Origin of the sequence: Methanosarcina sp. WWM596, assembly GCF_000969965.1 — an archaeon.
In the GTDB taxonomy this organism is placed as follows: domain Archaea; phylum Halobacteriota; class Methanosarcinia; order Methanosarcinales; family Methanosarcinaceae; genus Methanosarcina.
Genome location: NZ_CP009503.1, coordinates 906925 through 921660 on the forward strand (window position 1 = coordinate 906925; position 14736 = coordinate 921660).

Consider the following 14736-nt stretch of genomic DNA (forward strand, 5'->3'; position numbering starts at 1 on the left):
CTCTGATGCTAGACTTTAAAAATCGCGATTTTACGAGTTATAAGTTCCTTCAGCTCTGTGAAGCAATATCCGGCACCTACCCAACGGTAACAATGGCCGAGTATATGGAGAAACAGCATCCTACCCGTTTTATATTGATGCGCCATGATGTTGACAGGATACCGGAACGTGCCCTGGGTATTGCCAGGATAGAACAAGAACTTGGCATAAGATCAACATATTATTTCAGGATGATAAAAAGCGTATTCAAATCTGAGATCATACGTCAGATAAAGGATATGGGTCATGAGATTGGCTATCACTACGAGACCTTGAGTGATGCAAACGGAGATTACGAAAAGGCACTGGATTTGTTTCGATCAAATCTGGAAAAAATAAGGGAGGTCTGTGAGGTAAAAACAGTCTGTATGCATGGAAGGCCCCTCTCAAAATATGATAACCGCGAACTCTGGAAGAATCATGATTTTAAGGATTTCGGAATAATTGGTGAGGCCTACCTCTCTGTAGGAGATGATCTCAACTACTTCTCTGATACTGGAAGAACATGGGGTTGTAAAAATAGTTTAAGAGATTGTATTCCCGGTAAAACTGAGCAAGTTTTTGCTGAAACGACTGATGAGCTTATCGAATTGATAGAAAGAAAGGAATTAAATAATTTATATATTCTAACACATCCAGAAAGATGGCCTACAAGCGCTCTTGGATGGGGTATATATTATTCTACAGATCTTTCGGTCAACTTTGGAAAGAAAATTCTAATGAAAAGCCGTGGAAAGAATCCGAAGATTCATATCAGGAGTAACAACACATTATCAGTTACAGTTGACATCGAAGACTGGTATCATATCCCATCTGTTTGTGGGTCGAGTTTCTCAACTTACAAAAATGTAAGCGAATTTTTTAAAAAATGGAATGAAAGATATGATTACTTGAGTGAACCGACAAAAAGAACATTGGATCTTCTGGATGAATTTAATATAACTGCAACTTTCTTTGTTGTTGCAGACGTTGCAGAGCATTACCCAGGCCTGATCGAATCCATCGCTGAGAGAGGGCATGAAATTGCATGTCATGGAGCAGATCATACATGCGTACTCGATCCAAAAACGAAGGAACCTCTTACGACCGTTGAAGAATTTGAGGCAACAACTAGAAAGGCAAAGAAACTGCTTGAAAAAATATCCGGGCAAGAAGTAGTTGGATACAGGGCACCAAATGCAGCAGTTACTGGATGGATGCTTGACTCACTTGAAAAAATTGGATTTATGTACGATTCTTCAGTATCTGTAAATTCGCTATATAACAAGTCTGATTCACTTCTGAAGGATGTTTCTTCTTCACCTTATCATCCAGCTCCAGGTAGCCTGGAACCCACCGAATACAGGGATTTTGTTGAGTTTCCATGGGCTTATTATGATATGGGAATTAAGATCCCTGCTTATGGCGGACCAACACTAAGATTTTTGGGTTCTCATTTGATATCCAAAGGGCTGAAGCAGAGTTTAAATAGAGGCCATACGGTTTTTTATTTTCATCCGATTGATATTTCTCATGAGAAATTTCCATCTGTTGGGAATCGGAGACCTTTATATTGGTGTGTAAAAGGAAAAATGGTTGAAAAAAAGCTTCGGTGTGTGTTTAATGGACTCAAAAACGTTAAGAAAGTACCTTTAAAAAATCAGGTAAATAATTATTATAATGTTGGCTATTAAACGATAAAATAAATCTAATTACTAAAAAATAAAAAACGTGAGTAAAAATACCTCTATTATAAAATATTCAGTCTAGATTTTTCTACAAAATATTTTCAAACTACAACGATGAACAAAATTGCACACAAAAAGTTATTTATCCGGCGTATTTGAAAGGGCGCAAAAATATCTCACTCAGGTACAAATCCATTAAATTGAGGGGCGAATAATTGCATGATAGGTTCTACAAATCGCGACTTCAGTCTTGAGAAATTTAGCCAGCTTTGTTCTGCAGTAGCAGATAAGTACACATTTATTACCATGAGTGAATATGTGACTGCAGGCGATAAGCTTCCAGAGCGTTTTGTATTAATGCGTCATGATGTAGATAAATGGGCTAAAAATGCACTAAAAACCGCAAGTATAGAAGAAAAATTTGGAATAAAGGCAACCTACTACTTTAGAAACAATAAGAAAGCTTTTGTTCCTGATATCATACAAGATATTGAGAAAATGGGACATGAGGTAGGATATCACTATGAAGTTTTGAGCACTACAAAGGGAAATTATGAAAAAGCTATCAAATTATTCGAGCGTGATGTGCAAAAATTCAGAAGCATCTGCAACCTCAAAACTGTCTGTATGCATGGAGCCGTGTTGTCAAAATATGACAACCGAGACCTCTGGAAATCATATAGTTTAAACGATTTCGGAATTCTTGGAGAGGCTTATTTATCTGCAGGAGAAAGTCTCAATTATTTCACTGATACAGGAAGGGGTTGGAACTCAAAAAACAACCTGAGAGATTTTATCCCCGGTAAAACTGAACAGTTCTCTGCTGAAACAACTGATGATCTAATTAAGTTGATTGAGAGCTGTGAAATCAGCAATTTCTATATCTCACTGCATCCTGATCGATGGAAGTCAAATATTCTAAATTGGAGTTTATTCTGGATAGAAGATTTCGTATTGAATTCAGGGAAAAAAGTTTTGATGGCTGTGAGATCGTGAAATTCATTGACGAAATGAAAAAACTGAATTCAAATGTAGAATTTTTGACTGCGGATGACAGGTTTCCAGAGAGATATTTTTCGAGAAAACTTGATATTATTTTCGTGGCTGGTTTCTTGGTATTTGCTATCAATCTAAATAGAGAAATAATGGAAAAATACCAATCATTACTCGAAGAGGGAGGGAAACTAGTTTCAGTTCACAATTTTGATTTAACATGAATCGTAAGAGGAAATAATTGTAGAAATCGTAAAATAGAAAAGTTAATATCGTCTTTTGAAAGTTTAGGATGCAATATTGAAAATATATCTATTTATATTAGATCTATTATTATAAAAATGTTACGTTCGTTTGTTTTTAACAGCTTTTCGACAAAACTGTGTATTTTAATATTGAAAATAACAAAATTACCCTGTTATTTAGTCTTTACTGTAAAAAGACATGGTCAAACCACAGGATCATTTATTTAATTCAGGGAAAAATAATTTTTATAACGGTTAGAAAATGAGAATATTCTTCAATATATTCCAATTAAGGGAAAAATAATTTTGATAATGGTGAGGAAATGAGAATACTTTTCAATATATGTCATCCTGCTCAAGTTCATTTATTTAAAAATGTAATTTGGAATCTAGAAAAAAAAGGGCATAAGTGCAAGATAACAGTAGTTGAGAAAGACGTTTCTTTGAATTTACTGGATGCTTATGGTTTCGAATACAAAATTGTTGGGACTGCTGAATCGGGATTACTTTCTAAGGCACTAGAACTTATAAGAATAGATTCAAATATATATAATGTCTCAAAATTATTTAAGCCAGACATTTTGGTAGGAGGTTCTGGAAATGCCTACTGTGCACATATTGGAAAAATGATTGGAAAACCCTCTGTTATTATAGAAGATTCGGAAAGGGGAAAAATTGAACATTTTGTGACAAACCCTTTTGCTACCGTTATTTGCACTCCCGCCTCATTCAAAAAAAAACTCGGGAAAAAACAAATTTTATTCGATGGCTACAAAGAATTAGCATATCTTCACCCCAATAACTTTTGTCCAAAACAGACAGTACTTGATGAACTTGGCCTAGACAAAGAAGCTACTCTCATTATTTTAAGGTTTGTTTCTTGGAATGCAGACCATGATATCGGCCACTACGGTGTAAAAAATAAAGTTGAACTTGTAAAAGAACTTGAAAAACACGGGCATGTGTTAATTACTTCCGAATGTGAACTGGATCCGGACTTGGAAAAGTACAAAATAAAGATTTCCCCTGATAAACTACACGATTTATTATTTTTTGCCAAAATACTTTTAGGGGACAGTCAGACAATGACAACTGAAGCTGCTATGTTAGGAGTGCCTGCAATACGTTGTAACTCATTTGTGGGAAACAATGACATGTCAAATTTCATAGAACTTGAGCAAAAATATAATCTTATTTTCAATTATAGAGACTCGAAAGAAGCTTTAAAAAAAGCAGTTGAAATAATAAATGAACCAAAACAGAAAGATAAATGGAATGAAAAAAGAGAGTATTTGTTGAGAGAAAAAATAGATGTTGCCGCATTCATGACATGGCTTATTGAAAATTATCCCGATAGCTTTAAAATAATGAAAGAAAACCCGAAAACTCAATACCGGTTTATATTTCCTAATGCGAGTTATTAATTCTCGGCATTATCTTATACTGTTGATGTAGAATAAATTTGTAAGAAGAAATTCATAGTTTTAAGGAGTCGCCACAAAACAATATTTGAATTTTCCAAATGAATAGTAAGAAGAAATTCATAGTTTTAAGGAGTCGTCACAAAACAATATTTGAATTTTCCAAATGAATAGTAAGAAGAAATTCATAGTTTTAAGGAGTCGCCACAAAACAATATTTGAATTTTCCAAATGAATATCTCGATTAAATGAATATCTCAATTTTTTTCAATCACGGTCATCAATCACAGTTACAAATAAGATAATTTATACAGTTTATTTCGTTGCGGGTACTAAGGGGTAGGTAGAATGAAAATTATTAGTATCATTGGTGCTAGGCCTCAGTTTATAAAAGCATCAGTTGTTTCAAAAGAGTTAAGGAAAAAGTATGAAGAAATTATAATTCATACAGGTCAACATTACGATTATGAAATGAACAAGATTTTTTTCGAAGAATTAAATATTCCAGAACCGGATTATTATTTGGATGTTGGTTCAGGTTCACATGGTTTTCAAACAGGAGAGATGCTGAAGAAAATAGAAGGTGTACTAATTGAAGAAAAGCCGGATCTTGTATTAACTTACGGCGATACAAATTCTACAATTGCTGGAGCTCTTGCTGCTTCAAAATTGCATATCAAATCTTCCCATGTAGAATCTGGGTTGAGAAGTTATGATAAGATGATGCCTGAAGAGATCAACAGAGTTCTAACAGATCATTGTTCAGATATACTGTTTTGTCCAACGGAAAAAGCTGTTATTAATTTAAAAAGGGAAGGAATAACAGATAATGTGTATCTTACAGGGGATGTAATGGCTGATTCTGTATTATATTATAGAGAGATAGCAGAAAATAAATCAAATATCTTAAACGAGCTTGGTTTGGAAGACAAGAACTATTTATTAACTACGATTCATAGACCTGGTAATACAGATCATGAAGAAAAGCTCAAAAGTATTGTTGAGGCATTTTCAGAGATAGATGACACAATTGTATTTCCAGTTCACCCAAGAACTGAAAAATATTTGAGAGAATACGGACTATTTGATAGATTAGATTCTTTTGTTAAGCTAACAAAACCATTGGGTTTTTTTAATTTCATAAAGCTATTAAATCATGCAAAAATCATACTTACAGATTCAGGTGGGATTCAAAAAGAAGCGTATATTTTAAAAGTTCCTTGTATTACATTAAGGGAAAATACAGAATGGGGTGAAACTGTTGAAGATGGTTGGAATATTCTTGTAGGATCCAGCAAAGAAAAAATTACTCAATGCGTTAATGAGTTCAATCCTTCAGTAAAGTCTCATAAAAATAGATTTGGTAATGGAGATGCGTCTAAGAAGATCTCTTCAATTATTGGAATGTCTCATAATGGGGAAAAACAATGAGCTCTAGTGAACTAACTTGGAACTCTATTGAATCTCTATACAATTGGGTGAAAAATGAAAACTTTTATGGCTGGGATCCCTATGACGCGTTAAATAGCAGACTAATTGAGAAAGTCTGTATGGGGTCGCGTTTACTGGAAATACTTGCTATTCAGTCCAATAAATATTCAGTAGTAAACCTAAGGCCTTTTTTTAATGTAAAAAAAGGTATTGATGTAAAAGGCATGTCGCTTTTTGCTCAAGCTTTTCCTAAGTTATACAGAATAACAAATGACGAAAAGTACAAAAAAGATGCAGTAGATGCTATTTTATTTTTAAAAGACAGATCACTCAAGAATATATACGGTTATGATTGTTGGGCAGGACATTACTACAAATACACTGGTGCGGGTAATGAGAAACTGTCATCTAATCTTGCAGATATAATTACCACATCCAATGTCATCAAAGCAACTGTCGATAATTATAGAATATTTAAAGAAGAAAGTTTTTGTGACATGGGGCGAAGTGCCTATAACTTTTTAGTAAACTGTTTATTAAGAAAAACCGAAAAAGAAGGTGATTATTACTTCAGTTATGAACCATCTTATGAAAGTCGAATCGTAATTAATGCTTCTGCAGAGGGTTTAAGTTCTATTTGTAAACTTATGTATTTATTTAAAGATAATAAGATGGAGCAGATTGCATACGATATATCACAGTTTTTAATAAAAAATCAAGAAGATGATGGGTCATGGATATACAGTAAATTTAATGGGAAAACACGTCAACAACTTGACTTTCATCAAGGCTTTATCCTGGATTCATTAAATGAGTATCTTCCATTTGCAAACAATGACAATCATAGAAGTAAAGTTATCAGTTGTCTTGAGAAAGGAGCGGAATTTTATCGAAGAAATCAGTTTTTATACGATGGAAGATGTCATTTCAGATATCCACGCTTGTACCCGATAGACATCCATAACCAAGCTCAAGGAATTATCACATTTAGTAAACTTAGCTCCTTAAACAAAGAATACCTGGATTTTGCCGGGAAGATAGCTAATTGGACTATCAAAAATATGCAAGACGGTTCCGGTTATTTTTATTACCATAATTATAATTTGTTTTCAAATAAAACTCCACATATGAGATGGGGACAGGCTTGGATGATGTTAGCACTATCTACTTATCTAGAAAAACTATATTGTGATCGGTATGATTAAAGTCTTAATGTGTGGGCCTCTTAATGTTTCCGGGGGCGTCTCTGTACATACAAAAAGTGTTACTCAACACTTATCTGATATGGGTATAAAAGTACACATGTACAATTTTTATGGTGAAAACTTAAAATACTCACCTGTAAATCATTTCTTTAAAGTTTATCGAAGGACTTTGGGATTACTTTTCAAAGCGATTAAGTTACGCAGTGAATACGATATAATACATGTTCAAGCATCTGGGGGTATTTTTAGTTTCATATCAGCAATTAGTGCATCTTTCGCATCAAAGATTTGCAGCAAAAAGCTGTGTGTAACACTACATTACCGAGCTTCCCCTAAATTTATAAAAAAGTACAAATCTCTATTCTCTTTTGTATTAAGTACTTCCTCTGTATTTTTTGTTGTTTCAAAAGAACAAAAAGAAATTATCAAACGTTTTCTCCCTTCTTTTAATAATGTAATGTTAATTCCAAATGGGATAGACCCTAAAAAATTTAAAGTGATGGATAAAACGGCATGTAGAATAACGCTTGGATTGCCACTTGATAAATTAATTGTACTTTCTGTTGGCAACTTGGTGGATGAAAAAGGTCATCAATACTTCATAAAAGCTGCTAGAGATATTGTTCAATCCCGAAAGGATATTCTTTGCATAATAATAGGCACAGGCAATTTAAGAAAAAAACTTGATAAACAAATAAAAGACGATGGATTAGAAGAAAATTTTAAGCTGGTAGGAGTTAAGCCACATAGCGAAATTCCGATCTGGATGAATGCATGTGATATTTTTGTGTTCCCTAGTCTTGTAGAAAGTTTTGGTACGGCTCAAATAGAAGCAATGGCTTGCGGAAAGCCTATTGTAGCTACTTATAATGGTGGAAGTGAAGGGATTATAATCTCTAGCGATTATGGATTGTTGTGTGAAACAGCAAATTCCAGCAAACTTGCAGAAAATATCTTGAAAGCCATCAATAAATCATGGAATAAAGAAGACATAGTCCGATACAGTAAGCAATTTAGCTGGGAAAATATCGCAAAGAAAACGATTTCTATATACAACCAAATATAAAGGAGTATCAAAACTGTGAATGTTTTACATGTTATGCCGTATATTCCTTCTCCTACAAGTGGAGCTCTTGTTCGGGATTACAATATTATTAAACAGCTTTCTAAAAAAGGAATTAAATCTCATCTCATTTGCAATATTTGTTCAAATAAATATATGAATGATATTAATTTACTTGAAGATCAATTAAATATAAAAATTCATCCATTAAAAACACCTTATTTTTCCGCATTGTATAAAATGAAAATTGTTATTTTCGATCGAATGTATCCAGAAGTTCATCGTTTCAATACAATAGATAACAGAAATTTTATCTCTTCTTTGCTCAGCAACAATGACTTTAATATTATCCATGCTCAACATTCAGTGGAAGCCGAGCCTACAATTCAGGCTGCATTAAATTCCAATTTTAATGGATGTAAGATTCTTACACTCCACAATGTAGATCACTTAAACTTCATAAGACAAACTGACCATCAGAAAAATCCATTAATGAAAATGGCACGTAAAAGAGTTTCACTAAGATTTAAAGAACATGAATTGGATATGATTCAAAAATTTGATCATCTTTTTGTTGTTTCAGATATAGACAAAAGTGTATTCATGGCTAATGGAATACCAGAAGATAAAATTGATATAATTCCTAATGGAGTTGATTGCAGTTCATTTAACATTAGCAAATTTCACGGTGAAGATAAATTAATTCATCCAAATATATTATTCATGGGAAAATTATCATATCAACCAAATATTATTGGTATTAAAAACTATTTGAAATATATACACCCATTAATAAAGAATAAAATTTCTAATATCAAATTATACATTATAGGAAAAGAATGTCCCGACTGGCTTATTAAATATTCAAGAACTGATGATTCAGTAGAGGTTATAGGGTTTGTAGAGGACGTTAAGCCATACATTTTTGGTTCAGATGTATGTATTGCCCCATTAACAAGTGGTTCAGGTACTCGTTTAAAAATACTTGAATATATGGCAATGAGCAAACCTGTAGTTTCTACTACAATTGGTGCTGAAGGTTTAGAGGTTGAAAATAATAAAAATATATTGATAGCAGATATATGGAATGAATTTGCGGATAGAATTATTGAAGTATTAAATGACAAAGAACTGGCAACCACTATAGGAAACAATAGTAGGAAACTTGTGGAAGATAAATATGATTGGAATAAAATAGCTGAAAAACAAGCGAATATTTATCGCAAACTAATTAATAAATATTAAATAAGTTTGAATACACGGATACACGTTTAAAAATTGTAAATTTTAACTCAAAAAAAGTTAATTTTAACACAAGTGATTTATTGATAATTGCGTTTATATCTAATAACCCACTTTCCGCAGTATTTTTCGTATATTCATTATTTTTCTTGCTATCGATTTTTGTCCTAACGTGAATTTCTCGGATTTCTATGCAGGAGTTAAAAATGGCTATACGGTATGTTCAGAGACCAAAAAACTTAGTATTCAATTTTTATTCAAATTTCAGTTTGGGTATATTAATTGAGAATTTTTGAAAAACGCTATCGGAAAAAATATTGATTTTCAAAAAAATACTGCGGAATGTAGGTAATAGAATGTAGGTAATAATATTTATTTTTAATTTTTCCGGATTATTTAATATTTTAAAAATTATAAAAAAAAGTCAATCTGTTAAGATGTGTATTCTTGAAAAAAGTTTGAGGATTGTGACTCATGATGAAAAAAGAGGATTTATTGTTATTTATTATCTCCTAGTTTGTTATTTTTACTTTTGATTTATGGCTTGTGTCCTTGATTCTTTACTTCAGTCTCCTTCTATTTATATAGCTCACAGATGTTCTTCCGCGAGGCAAGGAATATATATTAAAGCTACTGTGTGGGACATCCTTTAAAAATTATTTTGCTTAAAATCTCAGATATCTTACTAGTGAACACTCTTTTTTCATATGTTTCAATAATAAGCCGTCTCCTGTCTTTCATTCTTATTATATATCTAATCTGTTTCTTCTATTTTTCTTTAACTGTTTAAAATTGTTTTAACACATATGCAAATAATTTTATAACATAACGATCTAAATTACAATGCAGACTATAGAAAATTATTTTTGTAGATAAAAATAATTTCCTTCTACTGTTTGCACCGGGGGGAATTCGTGTATTTTGGAGATAAATTGTCTACAAAACTGGTGAATTATCTCTGAATCCAGTATTCCTATTACATAATCGGGTCCTATAGCCTATTGGCTGATACCTTTGCTAGGACTTGTTCTATAGTCTTGAACATTTGGAGAGTGGATACTATCTACAAAATTTTGTTTTATAAGCTTAGGTACAGTGTAATTAAATTAACTAATATATTGGTTAACATTATAAAAATATATAACAATTGTTCGGTCGGTCACATATCCGCCAGGCAAATTAGAGTAAAATCCTGCCTTATAAACACATGTAATAATTGTGTAATGTTAAACTATAGGTGATACATTGTTGGAAAGAAACTTAGAAGCCAGAATTCTGGCAGCATACATCATACTATTACTTCTGATGTGCACAGTAACGACCAGTACCGCGGCCTCCGGTGAATCTTCAACAATAACCGTGGGTAAATCTGGTGCAGTTGATTACTTAACTACGAATTACAAAACAGACAGTGCTTGCATCCAGGCAGCTCTCAATGCTGCAAAGAGTGGAGATACAATTATAGTACGAGAAGGGAAATATAATCTCGTAAACCAGGTCTCACAGCAGAACAAAGACCTGTGCATAATCGGTGAAGGGGATGTCATTTTTAATATTAATACCGGTATTGCAAGCCAGCCCGCATTTTACATTTATGGTAAGAAAATAGATACAGAGTATCTGGCAATTAATGCAGATAAAGGCAAAACCCAGATAGTTTTAAATGATGCATCCAATGTACAGAAATTTGACCTTATTAAGATATGGAAAGATGTGCAGTGGTGTCCGGATGATTACCCACAGCAAAAAACAGGTGAAATGTATCTGATAGAGAGCGTTAGTGGAAATACCGTAACATTAAACCAGCCATTAATACGGGATTATAGCACATCGGACAATTCTGTTTCTGAAATCTACCGACCAATTAGGGTACAAATTGACAATATAAAATTCCAGAATTGCGATTCTACAGGTGACCTTGAAGGCTTAGCCCTGAGATACTGTAAGGATTCTTCCATTACTAACTGCTGGTTTGATGATAATGGCCAGGCTTCGATCCGGCTTTTCTCCTGTTTTAATGTAGAGGTAACAGGAAATTTCATAAGCGATTCAAATCGTGCAGGTAGAGGATATGGAGTATCAATAGCTGATGCAACTGCTTTTGTAAATATTCACGATAATCAAATAGAGAATTGCAGACACTGTATTATGAGTGGAACAGGGAAGTTTAAAGCTCTGAATAGAGATATTATAATCTGGAATAATACATTAGTAGGTTCATCTGTTACTGATGCGAATGTCATTGATGCGCATCCAATGACAATTGATTATACTGTGACTGAAAATACCATCTATCCGAAGCCAGGTTTTTATGCATTTTACGACGGGACACTTAAATCGGTGTTCTCGGATAATTATGTATACGGAGGCGGCGGAGTAAAGAGACGTGGAAGTGTTGATGATGGTCAACATATCATAAAAGACAATCGCGTTGAAGGCGGCACTTTGTACCAGACTGCTGGAAATGGAGTTGGGGATACACTCCAGATCATCTCGAACGTAAATGAAAATAGCGTGTATGGTGTGAATCTTTATAATGAAGACTATCGCAATGTGGTTATAGAAAAAAATACATTCAATAGTTTATCAGTGAATGGGATACTTCTTGCAATGCAGCCGACCACAACGGATTCTATGAATGTTACTATTTCAAATAACATAATCAGTAATGCCCAGAAAAACGGGATGTATCTGAAACGTTCAAATGCCAATAACAAAATGAATCTGGAAATAAAAAACAATACTATCAAGAACGTGAATTTAGTGTCTGAATACCATAATGGAATATATCTGGTTGACACATGGAGAGCTAACGTTGAAAATAACTTTATTTACGATGAAAAAGGTACTATGTATCTGGGAATCCGTGAGACTGGTAGCAATGCCGATTGGAACTATATCCATGATAACATTATCAGTGGTGGTAGCAAAAGTATACGTACTGTAGGGAAAAATACTATATGTGAGAATAACTTTGACCCGGCTGAAGCCCCGGTTAACCATGCTCCGATAAACGATGCGGTAATAAAGGGAAATATCTCTGACTTTCTTCCTTTAATACAGGATTCCCGTCTCCGTGAAGATTCTCCTGGTACGGTCTTTAAGGACGTGCCTTATATAGACCTTGGAGGAATGGACGGAGTTGGTGCTTATAGAAACCTGCTCTTATTTGACTTAAGTGAATATGATGATTCGGATATGATCGAAAAGGCTACCCTTTCCCTCTTCTGGTACTACCCTGCCGGAATTGAAAGACCAGAGGATACCATTGTTGAAATCTACCGGCCGAAATCCTGGAACCCTAGTTATGTTACCTGGAACAACTGTGACCTTAACAAGCCTTGGGGCATTGCAGGTGGAGAATGGTTTGGTAAGAATAATGTAGCTCAGGGCAGCATCCCTTACGCAACAATAACCCTTAAAGGAAGTAACCTTCCTGACAACAGCTACCATGAACTTGATGTAACTGACCTTGTAAAAGAGTATGTAAGCGGGAAGTACGAAAACACCGGTTTTCTGATTAAAGCCCGTACAGAAAGCGGAAATTATGTAGCTTTTTACAGTAGCGACTGCGGAAACGAAAGCCAGATACCAAAGCTTAAAGTGACAAAGAAAACTGTATATGAGACTATTACTGGCACAAACGACAACCGCCTGCGTGAAGCTTCTCCTGAGACTGTTTTCCAGGATAAACCCTTTATTGATGTAGGAGGAATGAGTGTTGGCAGATACAGAGATGTAATGCTGTTTAACCTGAGAGACTATACCAACTCAGATATTATTAATGCAACCCTTTACCTGTGCTGGTATTATCCAGAAGGAAGTTCAAGACCTGAAGATACCGTAATTGAAGTTTACAGACCTGCTTCTACCTGGAACCCCAACTATGTGAGCTGGAATAAAAAGGACAAAGATATCGAATGGAGTACTTCAGGAGGAGACTGGTACGATAAAAACAGCGTCCTGCAGGGAAGTGCTCCTTATGCCATACTGACTCTTGAAGGAAGTGATATTCCTGACAACAGGTATTACAAGCTGGATGTAACCGATCTCGTAAAAGAGTACACCAGTGGAAAGTATGAAAACACGGGATTTCTGATAAAAGCCCGCACAGAGAGCAATAACTATATTGCATTCTATAGCAGTGACTGCGGAAATGAAAGCCAGATGCCGAAGCTAATCTTAGAACGAAGGATGTAAACTTCCTGGACTATATCAGGGATGGATAAATAGTATAACGTAGTGGATGGAAAGAAAACCATCCAGCTACGGAATTTTTAAGGCACTTTTCTTGAATATGAATTCTTCGTTTGGTTATATATCTTTAGCTTATCTATTTATCCTTTAGCTTATCTATTTATCCTAACTTTGACAGTTACCACTATTTTTAACTTCATTTTGGTAGATAAATAAAAATAAGTGCTCTTTGTTTTGTCTTATTTGATCCAATGAATAAAAACATAGAACCAAGAGCATTTCCTACAATTCCTAACAAGAATATATGTCTTCCTATTGGAACAACAATGGCTGTTCAATACTTTTTTGAAAAGCTCAATTTTTACGACATTTTTAGCAAGTATATAAGTAAAGGCCTCAACATCAATAGTTTACTGATTGGATTGGTGGGCTATAAGCTCACTGAGAATTTCAGTATTAAGGAAGCAAGAACTGGATGAATCAAGCTGAAGTTCTCGACTTCTTAAACCTTAATATCTGGTCATATCCAGGAAAATAGGATGCATGTTAAGCGCTAAACGCTTCTTCAAATCAGCAACTTTTGGTTTCAGTTTGAAATGGAACTTACAGTATTCTTTCAATTCCATTCTCATGTTATCTCCATAACAAATCTTTGGGGTTTTCCAAATCGAATAACTCTAACTTCCACGCTTCCTCTGAACTTCTCAATGCTGTTTTTTGAATTCTTAATTCGAATAAAATTCCCTATTTACTCCCCGTTTTCGGTCAGTATACAGGCTTAATGAATATTCTTTGTTATCAATACCGACATTCAGATATACTTCTTCGAGCCCCACAAACTAATTTACAGACTGAGAACCAAATACTCTTTGTTCTCTACAGATCATAAGATCGTGAGAAGTATTGTTTCTAAAATTATTACTTTTAATTTTTAGCTTCTGTGGTCTATTCATTAAACGAAGAAAATTTAGGAACAGTTTATTGATTATTGTAGCAAGATTGTTAGTATATTTATATAGGTATTTCTTTATTTAATCATTCCATTCTATAAATTACAAGTATTAATTTAATAAATTTCAGTACAATAGTCACTTTTTCTTTATGAAACCGAACAATATCCAAAGGTATTTATATTTATAGGTTCAATTCGCAAATCAACCTGATAAACTAGGAAATGTTGAGACGAAGTTATATATCTCACTATTTTTCTAGTAAGTATTTCATTATAAAATG

General features: G+C 33.9%; 9 protein-coding genes and 1 pseudogene. All 10 read left to right on the top strand.

Annotation, left to right across the window (positions count from 1 at the left end):
• Nucleotides 1-5 precede the first annotated feature (5 nt).
• Entirely contained in the window at nucleotides 6-1712 is a 1707-nt protein-coding gene (locus MSWHS_RS18910) for a polysaccharide deacetylase family protein (RefSeq protein WP_082088323.1), read from the top strand.
• A 213-nt stretch (nucleotides 1713-1925) separates the two neighbouring features.
• The gene (locus MSWHS_RS04080) at nucleotides 1926-2702 is read left to right on the top strand and encodes a hypothetical protein (RefSeq protein ID WP_048158769.1); all 777 of its coding nucleotides are present in this window, start codon (nucleotides 1926-1928) and stop codon (nucleotides 2700-2702) included.
• Nucleotides 2699-2923, top strand: a complete 225-nt coding sequence (locus MSWHS_RS18340) for a hypothetical protein (RefSeq protein WP_052722562.1) — start codon at nucleotides 2699-2701, stop codon at nucleotides 2921-2923. Before MSWHS_RS04080 ends, MSWHS_RS18340 begins: the two co-directional genes overlap by 4 nt.
• Before the next feature lie 344 nt (nucleotides 2924-3267).
• Nucleotides 3268-4368, top strand: coding sequence for a DUF354 domain-containing protein (locus MSWHS_RS04090; RefSeq protein ID WP_048126242.1), 1101 nt, complete (start codon nucleotides 3268-3270; stop codon nucleotides 4366-4368).
• Nucleotides 4369-4713: 345 nt separating this feature from the next.
• Nucleotides 4714-5796, top strand: a complete 1083-nt coding sequence (gene wecB, locus MSWHS_RS04095) for a non-hydrolyzing UDP-N-acetylglucosamine 2-epimerase (protein ID WP_048126244.1) — start codon at nucleotides 4714-4716, stop codon at nucleotides 5794-5796.
• The gene (locus MSWHS_RS04100; RefSeq protein WP_048126246.1) at nucleotides 5793-7001 is read left to right on the top strand and encodes a hypothetical protein; all 1209 of its coding nucleotides are present in this window, start codon (nucleotides 5793-5795) and stop codon (nucleotides 6999-7001) included. Before wecB ends, MSWHS_RS04100 begins: the two co-directional genes overlap by 4 nt.
• A complete protein-coding gene (locus MSWHS_RS04105) occupies nucleotides 6994-8067 on the top strand; it encodes a glycosyltransferase (protein WP_052722564.1) in 1074 nt (357 codons plus the stop codon). Before MSWHS_RS04100 ends, MSWHS_RS04105 begins: the two co-directional genes overlap by 8 nt.
• Before the next feature lie 33 nt (nucleotides 8068-8100).
• Nucleotides 8101-9309: a glycosyltransferase family 4 protein gene (locus MSWHS_RS04110; protein WP_156148067.1), complete on the top strand. Its 1209-nt coding sequence runs from the start codon at nucleotides 8101-8103 to the stop codon at nucleotides 9307-9309.
• Between the two features lie 1245 nt (nucleotides 9310-10554).
• On the top strand, nucleotides 10555-13506 hold the full coding sequence (locus tag MSWHS_RS18345; protein WP_052722567.1) for a disaggregatase related repeat-containing protein: 2952 nt from the start codon (nucleotides 10555-10557) through the stop codon (nucleotides 13504-13506).
• A 248-nt stretch (nucleotides 13507-13754) separates the two neighbouring features.
• Nucleotides 13755-14014 (top strand): annotated as a pseudogene (locus MSWHS_RS18915) (IS1634 family transposase); the annotation flags it as partial.
• Nucleotides 14015-14736: the final 722 nt, after the last annotated feature.